The following is a 23,843-nucleotide window of genomic DNA, read 5'->3' on the forward strand; positions in this document are numbered from 1 at the left end:
ATTGAGATCGGTTAGTAATTGTTGTTTAAGATTTAGGAAGCATTTACAATTAAAATTAAAAGAGTATTTTAAAATAAATGAAATTATATATGCCTAATAACAAAGTACGAAATATAGAAAGAGAGATTCTATCCGATAATTGGTACACCCTTAATAAATACACCTTTGAATACCAAAAACCAGATGGTTCTTGGGAAACCCAACAACGAGAGGCGTATGACCGTGGTAATGGTGCTGCCATTCTTTTGTATAATGCTAATAAAGGCACTGTTGTGCTAACAAAACAATTTAGAATGCCCACGTATGTGAATGGTAATGATGATGGAATGATGATTGAAGTTTGCGCCGGACTTTTAGATGGTGATAATCCTGCAGACTGTGTGCGTAAAGAAACTGAAGAAGAAACAGGGTATAAAATCAGCAATGTCAAAAAAGTAATGCAAACTTATATGTCGCCTGGATCTGTGACCGAGATTCTATATTTATTTGTTGGGGAATACGATGAAAGCATGAAAATTAGTGAAGGTGGTGGTGCTGAAGATGAAACGGAAAATATAGAGGTTTTGGAATTGGAATTCGAAAAGGCTATGGATATGATTATTACGGGTGAGATTAATGACTCAAAAACTATTATGTTGCTTCAATATGCAAAATTAAATGAGTTAGTTTAGGCTATTCTGTCCGACAGAAAGGTATGCGAAATATGCGTAAAATAGGTTTTGGTGGTGGCTGCCACTGGTGTACCGAAGCAGTTTTTATGGCACTTAAAGGTGTTGCGAAAGTAGAGCAGGGTTTTATTGCACCACAAGGCAATATCGATAACTTGTCAGAAGCTGTAATTGTTCATTACAACGCTGAGTTAATTGAATTAAAAGATTTAGTTGCCATTCATTTAGACACGCATCAAAGTACTCAAAATCATTCTATGCGGCACAAATATCGTTCTGCGGTATATTACTTTATGAAGGAAGATAAGGAATTCCTAAAATTAATCATGAATGAATTTCAACAAGAACTGAGCACAGCTATCATTACTTCTATTCTTCCTTTTGGTCAGTTTAAATTATCCGAAGAAAAATTCCATAATTATTATTTCATCGATATTGAAAAACCGTTCTGTAAGACTCACATTTCACCTAAGATTCAACTGCTTAAAGAGAAGTATACAAAACATGTCTCTACAAAAGTGACGTAGCTAATAGTTGTCTCGTAAAATTTGTAGCATTTGTTCAAGGCGTAACCTTTCGTCAGATGACGATTCTCTAAAATGATTATTCATAAAACTAAAAATCAGTGTCTTACCAGAAGTGGTCAGAAGGTATCCACTTAAACAATAATTATTACTTAAGCTACCAGACTTCGCATAGATGTATGGATGTTCGTCTCCTGCAAATCTATTTTTCAAAGTGCCAGATAAACCACCTGCAGGGAAGATAGAAAATAGTCTTTCTTGCGGAACCATTACATAAAGTTTATCCAATACATTCACTATGTTTTGTGGTGTAAAAAGATTGTAACGAGATAATCCTGACCCATCGACCCATCTGGGTTGTTGCGCTAAATCTTGTAACTCATTTTCTAAGATATGTGTTCTAATTAAATTACCGTTTAAAGTATCTTTTAATTCAGAAGCGGCCATGAATAAAAGTTGTTCAGCAATAAAATTGTCACTCTCGTGCATCATTCTTTTATAGAGCGAATCCGTTTCAATTCCGTACAAGGTTTCTTTTTTTCCTATAGGCATATTTAAAGTTGTCGAAATTTTTTTACTCAAGGCTTGCTCTAAAATAAAAGTTGTGGTTTGTAGGCTTGTAATAAAAGGGGTTTCTAAGGTGTCTTTAGATTGAGGCGGGTAATAGAAAATATTTGAAAATTCATTTCTATTATCCTTATGTAAAATTTCTATAACACTGTCTTTAAAATAAGGAGGCGATACCACCAGTTCAGTATTCTTATATGATAGTACCACATTTCCGTTTATAGGGAGTGCATTTCGTTCGGGAGAATAATACCATTGATAATCGTCCCAAGCCCAACCTGGCCCATATTTTACATCTTGAAAATTTCCAGAAACAAACGCAAGGTTGCTTTGATTTTTAAGAAAATGGAGTGCCGTAGAATCTTTTAAATAAGGGTGCAAGAAAGAGGGGTCGCCTGTTCCTTCAAAATAGAGAGAGTCATTAATTTTTATATATCGTAATGCGGGTACTTGTTTCGGTAAAGTTTTTAAAGCAGTAAAAAGAGTGAAGATTTTGGTGTTGCTAGCGGGTATGAAATACTTGTGACTGTTTTGATTATAAATGGTATCTTTTGAATGGGCATCGATGACTAAAACTCCTGTGAATTGATTTTTGTAGAATGATGAAGAAAGGGATTTATTGAATTGCTTCGTAATAACAGATTTCTTTGAAATACAGGCGGTAAGGACTAAGAAAGTGATTGCTGTAAGTACGATTTTCTTCATGACTTCGAAATTACAAAATAGTATTCTTGTTGATGTGATAAAAATTTAACATCCTTTCATTTACTTTAACTTTTTATATGCAATATTCAATCTGCATTTCTGTTTACCTTTATGAAACAACATTTTAATCAACATATATCATGGCAAATTCTATGCTAGAGTATAGTAAAACGGTTCTTAAAAAGGTAAGTTTTGATACCTTGCTATTCTGTAAGGAGTTAAAAAAAGCTCTCATGACATTACTACCAGAAGAGGTAGAGGAATTAAAAATCTGGTTAGAAAATTATATAACAGACAAACCAGAATTACAACAAAGTTTAATTTATATAAAAGCATAATATAGAGCCACGTAAAGTGGCTCTTTTTCTTTTATAAAGCAACCATTGAGTTATTTAGACATCTTAATCTAAAACGATGATGGCTTCAAAAATTTCCTTTTCCCTATTTTTATTATTCTTACTCCCTTGTCAAAGTGATGATATGACATTGGATACCACTCCTGTTGATGATCTAGTTTGGTTGGCGAATGGCTGTTAAATGCAACCTATATTAGCCCAGGAGGCACAACTGAATAGAAAGTAGTTCAGGAGGGGGCTAGATATTTTTTTGATGAATCAGGTAATTATAGATTAACTGATTTTAATAAAAATATGCAAGAAACCGGCGAATATGAAATAAAGGAAAGTGAACTTTATTTATACTTTCTTACTGAGGGAGAAAAAGATACCTTAGGTTATAGAGCTGATTTTAATGAAGACAAAACTATGTTAACACTTTCACCAACATACCCGATCATATGTATAGAAGGATGTTTATATCGTTTTAAAAAGGAATAAGATTTATTTATTCAGCGGACTAATAATTTTTACATCTTGAAAAGCTATTGCCCCACGTACTATACCAGTAATAACATCTTTTAACGCTTCGGTAATCTGAACTTTCAATTCCTTTTTGTGGTAAATAAGACTTACTTCTCTAGCAGGCGACGGGTCTTTAAAATATTTTAGATTTTTTTTCTTGATATCATCTAACTCAATTGTATTTAAATAGGGAAGAAGTGTCATACCCAATCCTTCATTAGAAAGATTGATTAAAGTTTCAAAACTTCCACTTTGTAAGCTAAAATGTTCATTACCAATTTTAGGTGTTTTACATAAATTTAAAACACCTTCTCTAAAACAATGTCCATCTTGTAAGAGTAAAATATCTTCAATATCCAAATCTTCAGGCGTAATTTGAGTACTTTTTCCTAAACGATGTTCTTTCGGAACGTAACCTACAAATGGTTCGTAATATAGCGGTCTTTCTGTAATGAAATCAACCTCTAATGGTGTAGCAGCGATAGCTGCATCTAAATGACCATCTTGAATATTTTTTATAAGATTTTCAGTATTCTGCTCTTTAATGATAAGGTTTACTTTCGGATATTTCTGTATAAAAGATTTTAGAAACATTGGTAAAAGTGTGGGCATGACGGTAGGTATAATTCCCAGAACGTAATCACCACCGATATACCCCTTTTCCTGCTCTACAATATCTTTTATTCTTGCAGCTTCATTTACAATATTCTTTGCCTGAGCTACTATTTTTTTTCCAACTTCGGTAATGGAAATAGGCTTTTTGCTTCGGTCAAAAAGAAGTATGTCTAGTTCGTCTTCTAATTTTTGAACCTGCATACTTAACGTAGGTTGGGTAACGAAACTTTTCTCTGCAGCAAGAGTGAAATTCTTGTATTCTGCAACCGCTAGCACATATTGTAATTGAGTAATTGTCATTCGTATAGTTTGAAGCTATAAAATTACTAAAAACCATTATCATAACCTATTATAAAGCCTATCTGAACAGACAATGTAGCTGCTAAAATCTAAGGATAGATTCAAGATCATCAGAGCCTACGGTAAACCTAACATCTTAAAAATTAGGTGGGCCCATTAGCATAGGGTTATTGCTCATGGCATAATTCTCTATGGGCATACCGTTCGCTTGAAAATCCATTCGTTGGTTGTCATTAGCATCGTGTAAAGCCGAAATTGCATATTCACCTGGTAGAACGTTTTCGAAAATCAGCGTTAATTTTCCTTTCTCAGATTTGTCCTTCTTCATTATGAGTCCATCACTTTTCATAAACGATTTTTCGTTGTGTAATGCACTTAAGATATGACCATCGTTATTGAGGACATTTTCTATAATTACGGTTAATGTTACACCTTGATTTTCTTGAGCTTTGGCAGTAAAAATTGTGGCTAATACGCTGATTGTAAATAATAATTTTTTCATTTTTAAAGTTTTAAGATTAATTATCTACTTCAAAAATGTCTTTAATCCGTATGATATAAAAAATGACGTTACCCAATTGGTAAAATATGTAACCGAATTGTAACTGTTATAAATCCTTTATAAGTAATTTAAAAAGTAAATTGTAAAATTAGCAAGGGTAGTTTAATAAAAAATATTTGCCATCATTTTGAGGCGTGAAGTAATCTATAACACTATTATTTTACAACATTCGTAAAGCGGTTGTATGCTCACTTTATTGCCGGTTCCTTTTATTTTATAGTGATGTAGTCTATTTCAAGGTTAAAATTTTCATCTTTATTATTCCCGATTAAAAATGCAACTTGCGCAAGAAAATCGCCATGATAATTTGGCATCTTTAAGGTGTCCCCTCTAAAGTAGGGTTCCATCTTCTCAAAAGGAATTGTAATTGTTGTCCAAATTTTCCCAGGGTCAAAAGTATAGATATAGGAATGTCGTTGATGATCACTTGACTTGCAACGAAACTGATATTTTTTTCCATCACCCTTTAATCGAATTTCAAATGAGGAATAATTATCAACTTCTATACGTTCTAAGTCATGTCGTATCAAACAAAATCCGCCATTGTTATCAAGAGAAACGTGGCCGCTAAATACTCCATTTCCTTCAGGGTTTATTTGAATAAGTCCCATTGACATTCCGCCCATAACTTCATCATTGACGACTTGCCAATTTTCAATTTTGGTAGAATTCGAAAAATTAAAAATGTTTTTAGATTCCTTCATATATGCTATAGGGAATAAGATGAAATTGTATTTATAAAATTAAATGAATGATTTCAACTTAATATATCTTAAACGTAATTATTTTGACTTGTTTGATTTTAATTCATTTATTAAATCTTCATAAGTGAAATAAGAAACCGACCATAGAACGCTAACAAAAGGCAAACAAATTTTTAAGAATTGAGCTTTTTCATCTCTTTTGCTATAGCTTTTTCAGCCGAACCTTGCTTTTCCAATTCTTCTATAATTTTCGGGTGATCATGACTTCTACCTTGTGAAAGTTTGTTAACGGCTTGTATGTCATTGACAATAATTTCAAAACCTATTATACCCGTAACTTGTCTCATAGTCTTTTTGGACATATCATCTAATGAAATTGGGTGTTCTGATTTTTGTTCATACTTATCTACCAATTCATAGAGCGATTTCATCAACTCCTCTGCAGTTTGAATTTTTACAGTTCCATAAACATGAACGGCAATATAATTCCAAGTAGGGACTTCTTCTTGTTTATACCATGAAGAAGAAACGTAACTATGAGGACCATTAAAAATACACAAGACCTCATCTCCATCAGTTAGATTTTTACTTTGAAGGTTTGCCTTGGCAATATGGCCGACCAGTATGTCTTTTTCGTCTTTGCTTTTGCTTAATTCTAATGGTATATGTGTTCCCCAAGGTTTTCCATCAATCGTATTAATTAGAATACCAAAACTATTATTTTTGAGAAAATTATGAATTTCGCTGAGATCTTTGTTTTTATAGTGCTCGGGTATAAACATGTTGTTTTAATTTATAAGTAAATATAATGGTTTTGAATATTCGGTTTATGAACCAATTATTTAACGCATTGTGCTAAGTGAACTCCCTCTTGTTTAATATCTTGTAGTTAAATTTAAAAGATAAAAATATGCCATTTATAACAAATACATCAGCGAAAGAGCAGGTAGATATTTTCTACGAGGACTATGGTAGCGGACAACCAGTAATTTTAATTCATGGTTGGCCTTTAAGCCAAAAATCTTGGGAACAACAAGTTTGGAAAATAGTAGAAGAAGGGTACCGTTGTATTTCTTATGACAGAAGAGGTTTCGGTACATCTTCATCACCCTGGGGCGAATATGATTACTCAGCTCTAGCAAGTGATTTAAATGCCATTATTGAAGAGTTGGATTTGAAAGATGTAGTTATAGTAGGTTTTTCAATGGGTGGTGGTGAAGTTGTTCGCTATTTAACCGATTATGGATCTAGTAAAATTGCTAAAGCGGCTCTCATTAGTTCTATTATACCGTTAGTAAAACAAAAATCTGATAACCCGGATGGGGTGCCGGAGAAAGCTTTAGAGGGTATTATTGAAGCCTTACAAAATGATAGAGTTGGGTTCTTAAAAGAATTCAGTAGAGGGTTTTACAACTACGACGAAAATAAAGGGGATAGGGTAAGCGAAGCACAACTAGATTATGATTTTACCATTGCTTCTTTCGCATCTCCTAGAGCAACCATTCAAACGGCTTTAGCATGGATGCATACAGATTTTAGGTCAGAACTAAAAAATGTTGTCGTACCAACTTTAATTGTTCACGGCGATGCGGATGCTACTGTGCCTATCGAAACTTCTGCAAAACAAGCAGCTACCGGAATTAAGGATAATACGTTTGAAATTATTAAAGGAGCACCACACGGACTCAATATAACCCATGCCGAAGAATTAAATAAAATTTTAATTTCGTTTTTGAAGAAATAGAATAATTCCTTATAAATTTAAAAATCCCGATACATTTCAATGTATCGGGATTTTTTATGCTCTACTTAATTTATTCTACAATTGGTTGATTGTTAGTCTTCATGGTAGAGTTTGGTTAAAACTGGTAGATGATCCGAGATATGTTTATTATTCTCCATACGGTCATCAATATGTATGTATTCTTTTACTTCAAAATTCTCAACAAAAATATAGTCAATACGGTTAGTTAAAATCCGGCTGTGGTCAAATCCACTAAATGTCCCAGGAGGACCATAAAAAGCTTGTTGGGTAATAATTTGACCATCATTCAATTCTTTCTTTAAAAATTGAATCGGAGTTTCTTCAGGTTTTAAATTCAAATCACCCATAAGCATAACAGGAAGCTTTTCTGTATTAATTTTTTTCATTTTACTAACAATGAGTTCTGCTGATTTTTCGCGTGCCAAAACTCCTCTATGATCAAAGTGCGTGTTGAAAACATAAAATTGTTTATGTGTTTTCAAGTCTTCGAAAAGGCCATATGTAGAAATACGTTCTAATGAAGCATCCCAACCAACAGATGGTTTATCGGGTGTTTCAGAAAGCCAAAAGGTTTCACTTTTTAGTAATTTATAGGCTGAGGTATCAAATAGAATAGGGGCATATTCCCCTTTTTCCTTTCCATCGTCACGGCCAACACCAATAAACTCATAGTTGTTAAGATGTTCTACTAAATATGTTAATTGGCCATGCAATACCTCTTGCATACCAATAATACCAGGCTTATAATGCTGTAATAATACAACCATGGCATCTTTTCGGTCGTTCCAATTGTTTACCGTATCGTTAACATTGTCATATTTAATATTATAGCTCATCACGGTAACGTCTTGGCTATAAGCCTTGGTAAGTGTGATTAGACCTATTAAAACGAAGACTAGTTTATGTAATTTCATAATATTATTCAGCATTTTTATATTTATCGAACCAAGCTAAAACACTGGCTATTTTGGCAACTAGATTACTTGGTCTATTTGCAATACCATGACCGGCACCAGGTATTCGTACCATAGCCGTTTCTACACCTTCTAATTTTAAAGCAGTATAGAATTGTTCAGATTCAGCAATTGGCGTTCTATAATCTTCTTCTCCGGTAAGTAACATGGTAGGCGTAGTAACATTTGCAACATACATTAAAGGAGAACGTTTAAAATAGTTTTCAGGATCTTCCCATGGTTTTTTGCCGAACCAATATTTAGAAAAGAAAGCAGCACCATCAGCATATAATACAAAACTTGTCCAGTTGATTACTGGCTTGGCTACCACAGCAGCTTTAAATCTGTCGGTTTTACCAACAATCCATGCCGTAAGCACTCCGCCGCCACTACCACCGGTAACAAAAAGATTATTTGTGTCAACATATCCTTTTTCAATTACGGCATCTACACCACTCATTAAATCATCATAATCATGATTTGGATAATCATGGTGAATCAAATTACCAAATTCAGCTCCGTAGCTCGTACTTCCTCTTGGGTTAGCATATAAAACAACATAGCCCTCGGCAGCATATGCTTGTATTTCGGCACTATAAACAGAACCGTAACTTGTAAATGGGCCGCCATGAATTTCAAGAATAAATGGGTACTTTTTATTTGGATCAAAGTTTGGCGGAGTAACCACCCAACCTTGAATTTTTTGTTGGTCATAAGAAGATTCCCACCAAATTTCTTCAGTTTTACCTAAGTCCCTGAAAGAGAAAAGATCATCATTTACAAAAGTCAATCGTTTAGAGCCTTTTTTATCTGCAACACCCAAATCAGATGGATGCTGTGTACTACCAAGTGTATAGGCAAAACGAGAATTAGTTGAAACTGTGAAATCAGCAGCATTATATGGGCGACCTAATGAAAGTCCGCCAAGACCTTCAACAAGTGTAGTCACTTTTCCGTCTAAAGCAATATGGCCAATTTTGGTAGTACCTTCAGTATCGTATTGAAAATATAGTCCTTTTCCGTCTGATGCCCATTGTGCATTGGCAATGTCTCTATCAAAATCTCCAGATAGTAATTTTGAGTTTGTACCATCGGTATTCATTACATATAAATTTGTAATCTGATACCCCATTAGTTTATCATCATTACCAGTATAAGCAATCATTTTACCATCAGGAGAAACAGTTGGTGAACTGTCAGGACCATATCTTGTAGTTAACGGTGAAACTTCGGCAGTAGAAAGTTGCAGAGAATAGATTTCGCTATTTGCAGGTTCAAAAGCCTCATCAGGATTAAAATTCGCTGAGAAATATAAGGTTTGGTTATTTTTAGACCAAATAGGTCCTCCGTGGTCGAACTTGGTTGAGGTCAATTGCTTCGGTGTACCACCATCAATTGAAAGAGTAAATAATTGATCATGACCACCTTTTATGTAGCCTTGCCCATCACCTCTATAATTCAATTTATCAATATAAGTCGGCGGTGTGTTCCATTTTGCGCCTTCTGGTTTAGCAGGTAACTTTACAATAGATTCCTCTGCTTCAGGTACAAACATGGTAAATGCCAAATAACGGTCGTCGTTAGACCAACTAACCGCTCCTGGAGCTTTTGGCGTATTGGTCAAAGGGGCTATCTCTTTGGTATCCATCCACATTATATACAATTTCGTGTTATCATCTGTTTGGTTCGATTTAAAGATGATTTTTTTACCATCGTGCGACCAACGTGGATAATTGTCGTTTTGGTTTCCTGTGGTCAACGGTCTGTTTTGTGAACCATCATAATTTACCATCCATAAGTTCGATAAGTTCTTATCGGTCATAATGTCCTTAAAATTTCGCACGTAGATAATTTTGCTTCCATCGGGCGAAATTTGAGGGTCAGACACATATTCCATGTTAAAAATATCTGTAAGCTCAAGATTAGAAGAAACCTGTGCCGTTGCAGATACTGTAAACAATAGTAAAAACAGCGTTTTAAAAATAATTTTCATAGTGTTGAATTTGGTTTGAAATGATTTCATGAAGATACTAATTACCCATAAAAATAATAGCCTCTCACAGCACAAATTGTCTCAGGTTATAACAATTCTTAACAGTCATATTTTATTGCTTTTCGTATTTTCACACTATGGAGCAAAAAAGCTTTGAAAATTAAAATTCTTAGGTAGAAGAGTTAAAGGATATGTCTTTTTAAATGTAAAAAAGAATAGACTAGTTTGCCATAGAAATTTTTTAGTTTGATGTGTTTAATTAATTGATATTCAGTAACTAAAATATAAAAATGAAAGTATTATTTATAGGAGGAACAGGAAACATTAGCACACCAAGCAGCAGATTGGCAGTAGCTAAAGGAATGGATTTATATGTACTGAATAGGGGAAAAGCTAAAGTAGACATTGAAGGTGCACATTCAATTATTGGAGATATCAACAAACCCGAAGAACTAACAGAGCTTAAAAAACATGATTGGGATGTTGTGGTTAATTGGATAGCTTTTACTGCGGATGATATTGAACGTGATATTGAATTATTTAAGGGAAAGACCAAACAATACATTTTTATAAGTTCTGCATCATGTTACCAGACGCCACTGAGTTATCCGGTCATAACCGAATCTACTCCGCTAAGTAATCCGTTGTGGGACTATTCACAAGGTAAAATAGCCTGTGAAGATAGATTACTAGAAGAATATAGAAAAAATGGATTTCCAATAACCATTGTTCGTCCGTCATTGACCTATGATACGGTAATACCCATTGCTATTGGCGGATTCAACAAATACAATACTGCACAAAGAATTTTAGATGGAAAGGAAATTATTATACATGGTGATGGTACGTCACTTTGGACGGTAACTCACTCCGATGATTTTGCAAAAGGCTTTGTTGGCTTATTAGGAAATACCCCTGCTATTGGTCATGCATTTCACATAACTTCAGATGAGGTGTTGAGCTGGAATATGATTTATAAGATTTTAGCAGATGCCCTAGGGAAAGAAGCAAAAGTAGTCCACATAGCGTCTGACTTTATATGTAAAGTAGAGCCATCATTTACTGGTACTTTATTGGCAGATAAGGCTGAAAGTGTGCTATTCGATAATACAAAGATTAAAACCTTTGTGCCTGGTTTTAAAGCTACCATTCCTTTTTCTGAAGGTATTAAAAGAACGATTAAATGGTTGAAAGAAAATCCTGAGCATCAAAATATAGATACCGATACCCAGGCTAAGATCGAGAATGTGTTGAAGGCTTATAAATCTTTGGCTACCTAACAAACTATTAATTCTCGTTCAAGAAGTCTGAAACCAACCGATTTTTTTCAGATTCCATCTCGCAGGTCCAGCTATCTATAAACCATCTGCCTTTTTCATAATGAAGTTGAATACTATTCAATCCCCTTATGTCAGAGGTAATGTTTGGGTCTGTTCGTATTTCAAATGCGCTCCATACTTGGGCTAGATTTCCAAAATGGTTGACGTTTCTTTTAAGTTCTATTTCATAAAAGTCTTGACGTGGAGATAATCCCATTGGAATGTATTCTGATTCCAAGGTATGTGGGTTAGTATTGCCATTTTCATCTAAACGTATGATGACTGCATTTTTGGAGTGGATGTAACTATCTCTTTCAAATTGCCAAGGTTGTTGGCTAGAGCCCGATATTACATCGTAATAAGCATTTAATATAGCGTCGATAGATTGTACATCTTCAGCATATTTTTCATCTTTAGTTTGCGCAAAAATGGAAATACATGCTATAAATGCAACTGCGAGCATTATTGTCTTTTTCATACTTTTGGTTTTTATCGTTTACACTAATTTTATAGATACCATTTAATCCTTATTGAGTAGGTTTTGATGAATTTTTCTAAAGGAATTAATCATAATTATATAGTATTCTCCTCTGGGGAGGGGCAAGATGTAGGTTTTATTTGTTTTCGTTGGCCTTTAAAACCCGTAACAGATTGCCGCCAAGTATTTTATCGATATCTTTTTCACTATATCCTTTTTCAACCAAAACCTTTGTAATCTTTGAATAATCGGTTACATCGTCTAATTGTTTGGGAGGTTGATAAATGCCGTCAAAATCGGAGCCTATTCCCACATAATCTATGCCCACCAGGTTTATTACGTATTCTATATGTTGAATTACCCAATCAAAAGCCGCACGAAGCTCATAGGACTCATCCGTATACTTTTTATACATAGATTCCTCAGCGTGGTATGACAACATTCCGGTTTTTACGAGGGAGTCTATTTCAGTTTGGTGTTTTTCCAGAAATGCAGTTTCTCTTGGTTCAACAGAAGGATCTATAAACCCTGAATTAAAATTGATTTGTATTACGCCTCCATTTTTGGCAACCGCTTTTATTTGGTCATCCTTTAAATTTCGTTTGTGTGGACAAAGCGTGTAAACCGAACTATGTGAAGCAATAACAGGTTTTGTAGTCGTGGCAATAACATCGTAAAACGTTTGCTCACCAACGTGAGAGATATCTATCATAATACCCAAAGCATTCATTTTTTGAACCACTTCTTTACCAAACACTGTTAGTCCTTTTTTACCTTCGGAATTTTGAGCGCCATCGGGAATGGTTTCGTCGGAAGCACTTGTTGCCCAAGGAGTAGAGTTGTTCCATGTCAACGTAATATACCGAACACCCCGCTTGTAAAGGGCTTCCATTTTGTTCAAATCGTTTTCAAATTGATGTCCGCCTTCCAGTCCGATTAATGCGGCAATTTTATGCTGTTTTAATGCTTTTAGAAGTTCTTTTGAATTGGCAACTTTTACTATTTTATTAGGATTTCGTTTAATAACGGCATCCAAACTATCTATTTGCCTATTGGCAAATGCATAAGGATTCAGCTGGTCGCCATCGCTCCAAACCGAAAAGAATTGTACGTCTACACCACCTTCTTTCATCCTATTGAGGTCGCTGTGAGTTATACCTTTTAAATCGGTGTCGAAAACGAAATTCTTCTCCATTGTTTGGGTAAGAAAATCGTTATGAGTATCCAAAAAAATGGCTTTGTTGTGGATGTTTTGATAGTTCTGCGCGCTTAATTGAATGGTTACAATTAGACTGAAGAGAAGTAATTTGGTTTTCATTTTTAGTTAGTGTTATCTGGTTTGGTTAGTTCATTATTTTCTTCTAAGTGGTTTTATGGGATTTTCCTAAAGAATTTCAGCATTGATTTTACTTTATTATCTATTTGACAAGAGCACTACTAGCTGGTAATTGGCCGGTTTTATCTAAAATACCATTCATTTTTAGATGCGTAATAACAGGTTCATTTGCCATTCTTATCAACGAAATATGGTCAAACGCCATGGAGTCTTGTTCATTTTGATAACCTCCTGTAGTTCCAAGAATCATATAATCACGTTGGTTGCGTAACCTATATGAATACGAGTGCTCGTGACCATTGATGACCGTATAGGGTCTCTTGGTCAAAAGTGCCTCTAGTTTTCCTAAGCCTTTATCGTCTTCACGTTTCCAAAGAGGTTTATGCATGAGTATGAATGTCCATTTTACTGTTGGGTTACGTTCTAGTACATTTTTAAAATAATTAAATTGGTCATTGCTTATTCCACCTACTTGGCGTTCTTTCATGTGATAGTATTCGGTATCTTCATAAACGCCTTCGACCTCACCAGCAATAATTTTAAGGGCTTTTGCACGGGCTTCATATATCTCTTTCATACGTTGTTCCTCATAGTCTTCTGAATCCATCATTAGAAACAGAATGTCTTTATATATAAAATGATAGTATCGGCGCCCGAAATGTTGTTCCCAAAATGTACGCATTACCGGATTGGTGAGATCATGATTGCCACCTAAATAAAAGAATGGCATATTCAACTTTGAAGTTCGCTTTTCAAAAGAATCCCATTCGGTAGCTAATTGTAATGTATCTTCGGTACCGCCATTTATTAGGTCACCTACACTAACTACAAAAGTGGGGTCTAACCTGTTCAATTGCTCAACGGCAGCACTATACACCCCTTCGCGTTCCCCTCCAGTCAAATCTGCAATGATGGCAAAAGTGAAATCGGTTTCATCCAATTCAAAAACATCATTGGTCCATGGGGTAGGGCCAGATGTAATGTCGTGCTTAAATACAGGCACTTTCTCAATAGGCTGATTTTGTCTGCAATTGGTTAAAAGAACAATAATTACAGTAGCTAAGGTTAAATGTAATTTCATAAGATTAGACAATAACGATTAATTAGGTATTTCTATTTTTTAGAATACTAATAGTTTAGAACGCTATTAGCATTAATTTTTAATAGGAGCCTCAGGAACTTTACCGTACAAGACATTCGCAGCGGCTTCATATTTGTCACCTTTAATCCAATAGGGTCTTTCTGGGTCATTGGCGATAGACCGTCCTGAAAGTATATACCCTTGGTAAAATTTCACCAAGTAATCATAATCTAAACTATCAGCTTCATCAGCCGCCTGATGGTAGTATTTGTTGATTTCGTCATCAAAGGCATCAAAACCGGTAGAGTATGTGGGAGCAGGGATGCCGACTTTGGCAAAACTAACATTATCACTTCGGTCGAAAAGTCTTTCTTCCGGCGCTACCTCATCAATATCCAAGGCTTTTAAGCCAAAGGTCTTGGCGCCTTCAATCATTTTATCTTTTGCTGTTGTACGGTTTAACCCGGCAATGGTTGCCAAAGTCGTATTGTTATAACCACCACCATCTGTATTAAAACAATATATCATTTGTTCAAGAGGCAGTATAGGGTTTTGAACATAATATTGGCTTCCCAATAGCCCCATTTCCTCCCCTGTAAACAAGATAAAAAGTGCTGAGCGTTTGGTTGGATATTTGGCCAAGTTTTCCGCCATGGTCAGAACAGCAGTAGTGCCGATGGCATTGTCACGTGCCCCATTATAAATACTATCTCCTTTAGCATCGGGTTTGCCGATACCAATATGGTCGTAATGTGCTGAATATATCACATATTCGTTTTTAAGTTTAGCATCCGTTCCCTCTAAAACTCCAACCACATTTTGGCTCTGGAGAATCGCCTTTTGAATGCCATTACTCTTAATTTTAATTTTTAAGGTTTCAGCGCCCAATTTATCTAATTCCTCTTGACTCGTTTGAACCCATACATATAGTGGTAAGGGCTCTTTTTCACCTTCGCTAAGACTAACACGTTCTTCAAATGCATGTTTAAAACGAGGCCATATAGCTTGGTCAAATGAACCTATTTCTATTAAACCTTTTGCGCCATTTTTTATAGCTAATTCCCTTTTTGGTGCTCTACTGCCAAGTGCGGGTCTTAATTCTAAGGCATCGGGAGTACCGGCTTTCACTATAATTATTTTACCCTTTACATCTTTACCTTTATAATCAGCTTCAAGACCATAATTTAGGTATACAGCATCTTCTTCACTATCAATAGCATCGATATCGAAAGCAACTACCTCTGGGAAATTTATACCATTGAATGATAGATCTATTTTTTCATTTAAATAGAACCGAAACATTTCAACTTTTTGATAGTAATCGCCGCTAACCGGATTGGGTTTTACCCCGTAACTACGCAAAGTATTAGCCAAATAAGATGCTGCAATCTTTAATTCTGGGGAGCCAGTAGCGCGTCCTTTTAACACATCATCGGCCAAAAAATAAATATGACCTTCAATTTCACTTTTGCTGACCGTTTCGGCCGCTTTTTCGGTATCGGTTTGTGCTGATAAAACACTTGTAAAGGCAAGTGCTGCTAAGAGTATGTAGTTTTTCATTTTAATGTTCTTTTTGTTAATTTCTATTATTTTAAAATACATAGGTTATTCTTTCTTTGTAAATACTTCTCCCATTATATTGAATTGGCTAATCTTTCCAGATTCATTCAGGTCAAAACTTACTTTTAATTTCTCATAAAAACGAGGGTCCTTATTGGTTATAAACGTATCGTAGTGCCAATGTTCTGCGCTATAGGTTATAAAGTCATTAAAGTTGATTTGCAATTTGCCATTAAGCAACGTCACTTGCACGCTACCTAACATATTGTTCTTGTATGTACCCTCGTAATCTGCCAATGGTAAGCTTGGTTTGGTATTTTTTACACGTGCTGCATCTTCTTTTTTTGTTTTTTCAACTCCTTCTTTATTAAAACCTTCATATAGGTCGAATACCTCTGTATGCCAATCTCGACTATCATCTTCAAAAGCGAACAAATCCAATGCCTTGTACATAATCGCATGTCGTAATTCTGCGTGGTCCAAATTTGCAAAAACATAGACCGCTACGTCTTTGTCATGCATAATGCCTGCAATGGCTACCAAACCAAAAAGGCTACCGGTATGAAAATCTAACTTATGCCCCTTGTAGTCTTGTTGAAACCATCCCAGTCCATACGTGTTCCAATTGGGTTTAGTAAGGGAATTGGTAGGATAGATTCCCGTTGTACCTAAAAAAGAATAGGGCTCAAACAGTTTTTTGAAGGTTTTAGGTTGTACCAAGGTATCTGACTGGTATACGCCATCATTCACCAAAAAAGTAAGATAATTGGAGATATCATGAGCGGTGGAGCAAATCATTCCTGCCGGACCTATTTGCTCCGAAAATCCGTAATCAACTTCTACGATGCCGTCTTCCGGATCATTTAAATAGGGAGTTACATAGTTGCCCACCTTAAAAATATTGGCTGCTATGGCCTGTGTTCGGTTCATTTCCAAAGGGTTGAAGATGCGTTCCTGTACAAATTCGTTCCAAGGTTTTCCGCTGGCAGCAGCAATAACTTCCCCAGCTACGGCGTACATGATATTTTGATAGGCAAACCCGCCACGAAGGGGGTAGGTTTTCTCCGCAAACTGAAATCTTCGAATTGTTTCCTTGGTAGAAAGACTGTCCAAAGTCCAAAGGGCATCAGCATTACCGATGCCTAAATTATGGGTCAGTAAGTCTTTTATTCGAGCATCTGAAGTACTATAGGAATCTGACAGCTTAAAGTAGGGTACATAATCGGTCACTTTATCATTCCAGTCCAGTTTTCCATCATCGACCAACATGCCTATGGCAATGGCTACAATGGCCTTAGTGGTAGAAGCCATATTGAATAAGGTGTTTTCGTTAACCTGCTCCTTGGTTTCCAAGTTTTTGACCCCGTAGGTTTCTTGGAAGACCACTTCACCATCTTTAACCACAATGGTAGCCAATCCGGGAATTTTCCAATCCTTGATGCCCTGCACAATCATGGCATCAAGCTTCCTGTTATTGGTTTTTTGTTGGGCTATTGTACCTAATGTAGAGAGTAGGGCAATTAAAAAAACTAAAACTGATTTATTTGAATTCATTTTAATCTGGTTTGGCATAATTAGGTTTTATTCTTTCTTTTTTAAAAGGTAATGGCCATAGACTTGATCAGTTTCTAGAAGTCCGTCTTTAATTGAAATGGTGGTGTTACCATCCATCCAAGTATGGTTTCCAATGTAGGTATTTAAGGTATCGATATTTCCATTGTTGTTGGACTCAACAGTAATGGCATCAGTAATCGCTTTTACGTCAATACTTTGCATTCTTCCCCTAGTCTGACCTACATAGGAGCCTTCAATTTCTTTGGGATCAAAATCTAAAGTAAGGGATTCATGGTCTTTCTTTTCCAATAGTTTCCACATGAGGTTGTCCACAAAAAAATTACCACCATGAGGTCCTGCGGTGTTTGTTATACTAATGATATACAGGTCTTGTTCGGGAAAATAGTTGGTTTGTGTCAAAAATCCTGGAATACCGCCGCCATGACTTATTTCTTCATTACCATAATTATTTAAATGCGCTAGACCCATGGCATAGCGAATAGGAGTTCCATTGTTCAAATTTTTTGGGGTAATAAGTTCTTGGTATTGTTCTGTAGAAAGCAATTTACCAGCATGTATAGCTTTCATCCAAATCAGTAGGTCTTCTGTGGTGCTACAAAGAGAACCTGCGGCATAGGGCCAAGCATGGTTTAAGTATTGTTTTTGGTTGAGACCCTCTGGAGTGTAATCGTAGCCATAAGCCTTATTTTTCAATACTTTGCTTGTTGAACAATAATAGGTATTGTTCATACCTAGGGGGTTAAAAATAATTTCTTTCAGATATTCTTCATAGGTTTTTTCCGTTACTTTTTCGATGATGAGTCCCAAGATAAAGTAAGCGGAGTTATTGTAAATAAGCGCTTCGCCAGGTTCGAATAAAAAGTCTTTGGTCTCCAAAATTCTTAATAAGGTATCACGCGGCAAATCTTGGGGTACAAGGCTCCCGAATTCCTCTATTTCGGTATAACTAGCAATACCAGAAGTATGATTGAGCAGTTGGTCAATGGTAACTTTTCTTCCTTTGGTATCATAATCCAAATACTTAGTAAAATCATCTTCAAAGGCAAGTTTTCCAGCCTCTACAAGTTTAAGAATAGCGACTGCCGTAAACTGTTTGGTCACTGAACCAATTTCAAAGATGGCATTCTCTGGCATAGGCACCTCCAATTCTAAACTGGCGAGACCGTATGATTTTTTAAGCAGGGTTTCTCCTTTTTGATGTACCAATATGGTACCACCGGCAATTGTAGTACTATCTAAACTAGATTTAAAAAGAGAGTCCGAATAAATTTCTAGAACCGAAATGCTAGTTGTGGCATTGGTTTTTTCTTTTTTACAGCTTAGTATGGTTAGCAATGTAAGCAAGTATAGAATTATTGATCTTCTCATAATAATATTTATTGGTTTTTAGATTATTTTTTGCCTTTCCATCCCGGTCCACGCACCACCCTGCCAGGGGTAGCACCAGTATGTTCGCCACTTTTTAAAACCTGCTTTCCATTGACAAAGACGTGTACCATGCCCTCCGCAAATTGATGGGGATTGTCAAAAGTGGCTTTGTCAATGATGGTATTGGCATCAAAAATGGCCAAGTCTGCAAAATTACCAACGGTTAAAGTACCTCGTTTTTTAATCTTTAAATTGGAGGCTGGTAGTCCACTTAGTTTATACACGGCCTCTTCTAATGGGATTACTTTTTCTTCACGGACGTATTTGCCCAAAAGGCGCGCTACGTTGCCATAGGCCCTAGGGTGCGGACTATAATTGGTAAAAGGTTTTACCGGTGCAATACTGCCGGCATCAGAGCCAAAGCTCATGTAGGGTAGGGATATCTGTTTTTTTACATTTTCTTCTGACATTAAAAAGTAAACCGTACCTACGCGGCTACTGTCCTGTACTACGAGGTCAATGGCAGTTTCTTCTGGACTTGTTCCTCGCATACGGGCAACTTCCCCTAAGGTTTTGCCGGTGAGGTAGCGCAGGCTATCACTTCTAAACCCATTTAAAATAAGCTTTTCTGGACTTCCGGCGGCAAAATAAAGGTTCTCCCAGCCGTCACCTTTGGTTTTCATTTCTTCAATGACACTTTTTCGAATAGCAGGATCCTGCAAACGTTCTGACCATTTGCCGTAACCACCTTCTTGCACCCAAGGAGGCATGGAAGCATCTAACCCTGTAGCTCCGGCGGTATAATTATACATGTCCGTAGTGATTTGTAATCCTGCAGCACGAGCGGAATCAATTTTGGCAACAGCGGTCTCCCATTTGCCCCAATTTTCTTTCCCACCTGCTTTTAAATGGTAAATTTCCGCTGGAATTTGGGCTTCTTTTGCAATTTTCAGTAATTCATCAATGGCCTCTAACCAATAATCTCCTTCACTACGCATATGGGAAATATACATTCCGCCGTATTCTGAGGCGACTTTACATAATTCAATCAGTTCTTGCGTATCGGCATAAAATGCAGGGGCATATATGAGCGATGAGCCTATGCCCATGGCCCCTTCTTCCATGGCGGTTTTGGCCAAGGCTTTCATGTTTTCCAATTCAGCGGGAGTTGGAGGTCGGTTGGCTTCTCCCAACTCATGAATACGGAGGGTAGTGGCGCCAACAAAAGAGGCTACATTGGGCGCAATACCCCTAGCTTCTAAAAATTCTAAATATTCCCCAAGGGTAGTCCACTCAATAGGATATTTAACATCCTTTTGAGTACTTTGCTCTTGTTGACGCATTTCATCGTTAAGCGGGCCCATAGACCAACCTTCGCCCATAACCTCAAGCGTTACACCTTGACGGATATCGCTTTCCGATTTTCCATCAACAATAAGTGATTCTGTAGCCCAGCTGAGCATATTTATGAAACCTGGAGCAACGGTTAACCCAGTACCATCTATTTCTTGAACGCCTTTGGCATTTTCTAAGTTTCCAATAGCGGCAATGGTGTCTCCGTTTATAGCAATATCACCTATATAAGAATTTTGGCCAGAGCCATCTACAAGTTGTCCATTTTTGATAAGAACATCATAGGTTTCTGATTGGGTACAAGAGCTACCAAAAAATATGATACATGTAAATAGAAGGGAGTAGAATAGTTTCATAACGTGTTTGGTTAGTGGTTTTTTAAAAGTACATAATAAATTGATATTCAATACATTAAATCTGAAATAGAATTGTATTTAAAACGGATAAATTAGTTTTTTTAAACTATACTGGTGGGGGATTTGTTATAGATTTAGCTGCTGTAACAGCTATAAAAAAGTTTAGAAATTCTTATGTAAATCTTTTGATAAAACTACCGGTAAAAAAGTAAAATAGCGCTTCCTAAAAGTGGTTCGTGACAGTAAAAGTTAAGGCTGTTATGAACAACAAGAAAAGCCCGATAGCCAAATAACGAATTGACAGTTGAACATTTTTAAATTTCCAAGCGGCTATTTTTGAGTTAATATAAATCTGTTCTCCCAACTGCTCAAAAACTTCATCTTCATCAAGACTGATTCGATAGAACGTTCTTGCGAATTCTTTAATAGTACCAAATTTGTTGATTACATCTCCAAAATAAAAAACATTGGGTTTGTATCCTCCTTCAAGTTTGGGAATAAAGCATCGAATAGAAAAGAAAATCGATATTAAGGTGGCTATTAGCCAAATTACAATCAATACATACAATACAATAGATATACGGGAAGCTTCTGAACTTAGTACACTTTCTGCACTTTGAAACATAAAATTGAGCAGGATACCGTAAAAGGAAAGTATGAAACCAGCTTTAACTTCTGATGCTCGTATAAGGTTAGAAATATAGTTGATGGTACCCCAATAGTGATCCACCAATTCTTCTGCATGCCCCTTAGATTTAAGTTCGTCAAGAAGCCCTTTTTCAAAAGCAGATAATTGATTTTCCTTTTCCTTGGTTTTAGTATTTTTTTCGTTATTAGGTGGTAGTGGTTTGGTCATATTTTGAAATTTAAAGACTACAAAAAATTATTCTAATACATTATACACCGTGAGCGGTTGTGCTTTGTTTTTCATGATAATACTGCCTAGATTCTCACATTTAAAAGCCTCTTTTACTTGCTCATAACAACCTTCACATATAATTATTTGATTTTCCTTAGCTGCATCTTGTAATCTGGCAGCAGTATTTACGGTGTCGCCAATTACGGTATAATCTAGTCGCTTAAGAGTTGCAGATCCTATATTGCCCGAAATCATTTCACCACTTTTTATACCTATGGAAACCTTTGGTTTGAAATTTTCTTTATTCTCCACGTTAGGAAATCCGTTTACTTGGTTTCTAATGGCAAGAGCGGCATCAATCGCACGGTCTAAATGATATTCTCCTCTAAAAACGGCCATTACTGCATCTCCTATAAATTTATCTATAATACCATCTTGCTCCATAATCTCCTTCACCATAGCATCAAAATATGTGTTGAGCATGGTCACCACGACATCTGGACTTGTAGTTTCACTAATTTTGGTAAAACCACATACATCTACGAACATGACCGTACCCTCAATACTTTCATTGGCCATAATTTTCGACTCATATTCTTGTCCACCCATAAAATTTAGAACGTTTTCATCTACGTACATTCTTAGAATATTATTCTCCTTAATCGCCTGCAAGGTTTTGCGAATTTCCTGGGCATGTTTTATGGTTTTCTCCATAGTCAATGTAAGGTCCTCAAAATTGATGGGTTTGGTGATAAAGTCAAAAGCCCCACGGTTCATAGCTACACGAATGTTTTCCATATCTCCATAAGCCGAAACAATGACCGATTTAATAAGCGGACTAGATTCATGAAGCTCTGAGAGTAGGGTGAGACCATCCATCTCGGGCATGTTGATATCACTCAGAACAATATCTATACCTGGGTGTTCAACGAGCTTATCAAGTGCATCTCTACCATTTATGGCAAAAACAAACTCATATTCGTTCTGTCGTATTTGTTTTCTAAATTTTTGTTTGATGAGTATTTCTAAATCCGTCTCATCATCTACTACCATTATTTTTGCCATAGTCTTAAGTTAAGGTTATTAGCTTATCTTTTAATAGTGAAAAATCTAAAGGTTTGGTAAGGAAATCATCAGCACCAAGATTTTTTGCCATTGTTCTATTTTCATCATCACCATAGGCGGTAATGATCATGACCATTGGTGGTGGTTTCACATAATTCTTTTTGATGTTTTCTAACAATTCTAGTCCGCTCATGCCTGGCATATTAATATCCGATAAAATCAACACTGCTTCATGCTCCATGGTTTTCATGACTTTCAGCGCATCTTCACCAGAGAAGGCAAAAACAAATTCCAGCTCTTCTTTGCGTATTTCTTTTCTAAAGCGTTGCTGAAATAACACTTTTACATCTTGTTCATCGTCTACAACTAATATTTTCATAATCTGCTTATTTTGTGTTTTTAAATAGTTTAATGAGGGAACATTATGTTATTTAATTCATTGGTAATGAGATGGTGAAGGTGGTGCCTTCTCCTTGTTTTGTTTCTACAGTTAATTCACCGCCATGTACTTTTACAATATCATAGCTTAATGATAGACCAAGTCCAGTACCTTCTCCAGAAGGTTTAGTAGTGAAAAAGGGTTGAAAGATTTTATCTAGCACCTCTTTAGGCACACCGTTACCATTATCTGAAACCGAAATTAAAACCATATTTCCTTGTTTTTTGGTAGCGACCGATACCGTTGGTTCGTACCCTTTTGGGTGTAGTTCCTTTTTCTTTTTAACTACGTAAAAAGCATTGGTAATTAGATTTAAAATTACCCGACCCATGTCTTGGGGCACAATATTTATCTTGCCAATAGTATCATCAAAATCAGTATTCAACGTAGCATTGAAACTTTTGTCTTTAGCACGTAAACCATGGTAAGCTAAACGAAGGTACTCGTCTGATAAGGTGTTGATATCGGTCATTTCTTTTTGACCAGTACTACTGCGGCTATGTTGTAGCATCCCTTTTACAATACCATCGGCACGTTTACCATGAAAGATGATTTTATCTTCATTTGCAGATACATCTTTAGCCAAGGCTTTTACTTCGTCATAATTACCGTTATCTATTTCTTCCTCTAATTCTTCAAGAAGTTCTTTGTTTACTTCAGAGAAGTTGTTAACGAAGTTTAGCGGATTTTGAATTTCATGGGCAATACCAGCGGTGAGTTCACCCAAACTTGCCATTTTTTCGGACTGGATAAGTTTCGATTGTGTAGACTTTAATTCATCTATTTTAGTTTTAAGCTGAACCGTTCTATGACTAACACGCTCTTCTAAGATTCTATT

The 23,843-nt window shown here is 36.0% G+C and carries 24 protein-coding genes; 6 read left to right on the forward strand and 18 right to left on the reverse strand.

What is annotated here, in order from left to right:
* Positions 1 to 89 precede the first annotated feature (89 nt).
* Positions 90 to 671, forward strand: coding sequence for a GDP-mannose pyrophosphatase NudK (gene nudK, locus AAC084_RS19460; protein WP_339842017.1), 582 nt, complete (start codon positions 90 to 92; stop codon positions 669 to 671).
* Positions 672 to 694: 23 nt separating this feature from the next.
* A complete protein-coding gene (locus tag AAC084_RS19465) occupies positions 695 to 1,195 on the forward strand; it encodes a peptide-methionine (S)-S-oxide reductase (protein WP_339841993.1) in 501 nt (166 codons plus the stop codon).
* Here the strand turns inward: AAC084_RS19465 and AAC084_RS19470 are convergent, their stop codons facing one another.
* A complete protein-coding gene (locus tag AAC084_RS19470; protein WP_339841994.1) occupies positions 1,196 to 2,464 on the reverse strand; it encodes a D-alanyl-D-alanine carboxypeptidase in 1,269 nt (422 codons plus the stop codon).
* Between the two features lie 140 nt (positions 2,465 to 2,604).
* On the opposite strand from AAC084_RS19470, the gene AAC084_RS19475 reads away from it, so the two are divergent.
* Entirely contained in the window at positions 2,605 to 2,802 is a 198-nt protein-coding gene (locus tag AAC084_RS19475; protein WP_339841995.1) for a hypothetical protein, read from the forward strand.
* Positions 2,803 to 3,114: 312 nt separating this feature from the next.
* Entirely contained in the window at positions 3,115 to 3,300 is a 186-nt protein-coding gene (locus tag AAC084_RS19480) for a hypothetical protein (protein WP_339841996.1), read from the forward strand.
* Positions 3,301 to 3,303: 3 nt separating this feature from the next.
* Here AAC084_RS19480 and AAC084_RS19485 read toward each other — a convergent pair whose 3' ends face one another.
* The 4 genes from AAC084_RS19485 to AAC084_RS19500 form a co-directional block, all read right to left on the reverse strand.
* On the reverse strand, positions 3,304 to 4,239 hold the full coding sequence (locus tag AAC084_RS19485) for a LysR substrate-binding domain-containing protein (RefSeq protein WP_339841997.1): 936 nt from the start codon (positions 4,237 to 4,239) through the stop codon (positions 3,304 to 3,306).
* 136 nt (positions 4,240 to 4,375) lie between these two features.
* Positions 4,376 to 4,741, reverse strand: a complete 366-nt coding sequence (locus tag AAC084_RS19490; RefSeq protein ID WP_339841998.1) for a DUF2141 domain-containing protein — start codon at positions 4,739 to 4,741, stop codon at positions 4,376 to 4,378.
* A 269-nt stretch (positions 4,742 to 5,010) separates the two neighbouring features.
* Positions 5,011 to 5,505 carry a CIA30 family protein gene (locus AAC084_RS19495; protein ID WP_339841999.1) on the reverse strand — a complete coding sequence of 165 codons (495 nt, stop codon included), beginning with the start codon at positions 5,503 to 5,505 and terminating at the stop codon, positions 5,011 to 5,013.
* Positions 5,506 to 5,678: 173 nt separating this feature from the next.
* The gene (locus tag AAC084_RS19500; protein WP_339842000.1) at positions 5,679 to 6,287 is read right to left on the reverse strand and encodes an FMN-binding negative transcriptional regulator; all 609 of its coding nucleotides are present in this window, start codon (positions 6,285 to 6,287) and stop codon (positions 5,679 to 5,681) included.
* Positions 6,288 to 6,415: 128 nt separating this feature from the next.
* Between AAC084_RS19500 and AAC084_RS19505 the strand changes: the two genes are divergently transcribed.
* The gene (locus AAC084_RS19505; RefSeq protein WP_339842001.1) at positions 6,416 to 7,249 is read left to right on the forward strand and encodes an alpha/beta hydrolase; all 834 of its coding nucleotides are present in this window, start codon (positions 6,416 to 6,418) and stop codon (positions 7,247 to 7,249) included.
* 92 nt (positions 7,250 to 7,341) lie between these two features.
* Here the strand turns inward: AAC084_RS19505 and AAC084_RS19510 are convergent, their stop codons facing one another.
* Together AAC084_RS19510 and AAC084_RS19515 are read right to left on the reverse strand one after the other, a co-directional pair.
* Positions 7,342 to 8,184 (reverse strand): endonuclease/exonuclease/phosphatase family protein, encoded by an 843-nt coding sequence (locus AAC084_RS19510; protein WP_339842002.1) that lies wholly within the window; start codon positions 8,182 to 8,184, stop codon positions 7,342 to 7,344.
* 4 nt (positions 8,185 to 8,188) lie between these two features.
* A complete protein-coding gene (locus tag AAC084_RS19515; protein ID WP_339842003.1) occupies positions 8,189 to 10,216 on the reverse strand; it encodes a S9 family peptidase in 2,028 nt (675 codons plus the stop codon).
* Between the two features lie 290 nt (positions 10,217 to 10,506).
* Here AAC084_RS19515 and AAC084_RS19520 point away from each other — a divergent pair, with 290 nt between their 5' ends.
* The gene (locus AAC084_RS19520) at positions 10,507 to 11,496 is read left to right on the forward strand and encodes an SDR family oxidoreductase (RefSeq protein WP_339842004.1); all 990 of its coding nucleotides are present in this window, start codon (positions 10,507 to 10,509) and stop codon (positions 11,494 to 11,496) included.
* 7 nt (positions 11,497 to 11,503) lie between these two features.
* Here the strand turns inward: AAC084_RS19520 and AAC084_RS19525 are convergent, their stop codons facing one another.
* The 11 genes from AAC084_RS19525 to AAC084_RS19575 form a co-directional block, all read right to left on the reverse strand.
* On the reverse strand, positions 11,504 to 12,013 hold the full coding sequence (locus AAC084_RS19525) for a hypothetical protein (RefSeq protein ID WP_339842005.1): 510 nt from the start codon (positions 12,011 to 12,013) through the stop codon (positions 11,504 to 11,506).
* Positions 12,014 to 12,149: 136 nt separating this feature from the next.
* Positions 12,150 to 13,331, reverse strand: a complete 1,182-nt coding sequence (locus tag AAC084_RS19530) for a dipeptidase (RefSeq protein ID WP_339842006.1) — start codon at positions 13,329 to 13,331, stop codon at positions 12,150 to 12,152.
* A 100-nt stretch (positions 13,332 to 13,431) separates the two neighbouring features.
* Positions 13,432 to 14,430: a metallophosphoesterase gene (locus tag AAC084_RS19535; protein ID WP_339842007.1), complete on the reverse strand. Its 999-nt coding sequence runs from the start codon at positions 14,428 to 14,430 to the stop codon at positions 13,432 to 13,434.
* Positions 14,431 to 14,502: 72 nt separating this feature from the next.
* The gene (locus AAC084_RS19540; protein ID WP_339842008.1) at positions 14,503 to 15,990 is read right to left on the reverse strand and encodes a M28 family peptidase; all 1,488 of its coding nucleotides are present in this window, start codon (positions 15,988 to 15,990) and stop codon (positions 14,503 to 14,505) included.
* 45 nt (positions 15,991 to 16,035) lie between these two features.
* Positions 16,036 to 17,544 carry a serine hydrolase gene (locus AAC084_RS19545; RefSeq protein ID WP_339842009.1) on the reverse strand — a complete coding sequence of 503 codons (1,509 nt, stop codon included), beginning with the start codon at positions 17,542 to 17,544 and terminating at the stop codon, positions 16,036 to 16,038.
* Positions 17,545 to 17,571: 27 nt separating this feature from the next.
* The gene (locus AAC084_RS19550; RefSeq protein ID WP_339842010.1) at positions 17,572 to 18,933 is read right to left on the reverse strand and encodes a serine hydrolase domain-containing protein; all 1,362 of its coding nucleotides are present in this window, start codon (positions 18,931 to 18,933) and stop codon (positions 17,572 to 17,574) included.
* 23 nt (positions 18,934 to 18,956) lie between these two features.
* Entirely contained in the window at positions 18,957 to 20,642 is a 1,686-nt protein-coding gene (locus AAC084_RS19555) for a D-aminoacylase (RefSeq protein WP_339842011.1), read from the reverse strand.
* 223 nt (positions 20,643 to 20,865) lie between these two features.
* Positions 20,866 to 21,498, reverse strand: a complete 633-nt coding sequence (locus AAC084_RS19560; RefSeq protein ID WP_339842012.1) for a Pycsar system effector family protein — start codon at positions 21,496 to 21,498, stop codon at positions 20,866 to 20,868.
* A gap of 27 nt (positions 21,499 to 21,525) precedes the next feature.
* Entirely contained in the window at positions 21,526 to 22,566 is a 1,041-nt protein-coding gene (locus AAC084_RS19565) for an adenylate/guanylate cyclase domain-containing protein (protein WP_339842013.1), read from the reverse strand.
* 4 nt (positions 22,567 to 22,570) lie between these two features.
* Positions 22,571 to 22,945 (reverse strand): response regulator, encoded by a 375-nt coding sequence (locus tag AAC084_RS19570; protein ID WP_339842014.1) that lies wholly within the window; start codon positions 22,943 to 22,945, stop codon positions 22,571 to 22,573.
* A gap of 52 nt (positions 22,946 to 22,997) precedes the next feature.
* The coding region (locus AAC084_RS19575) for an ATP-binding protein (protein WP_339842015.1) at positions 22,998 to 23,843 on the reverse strand (846 nt) is incomplete at its 5' end.

This window comes from uncultured Maribacter sp., assembly GCF_963977385.1.
Taxonomy (GTDB): Bacteria; Bacteroidota; Bacteroidia; order Flavobacteriales; family Flavobacteriaceae; genus Maribacter.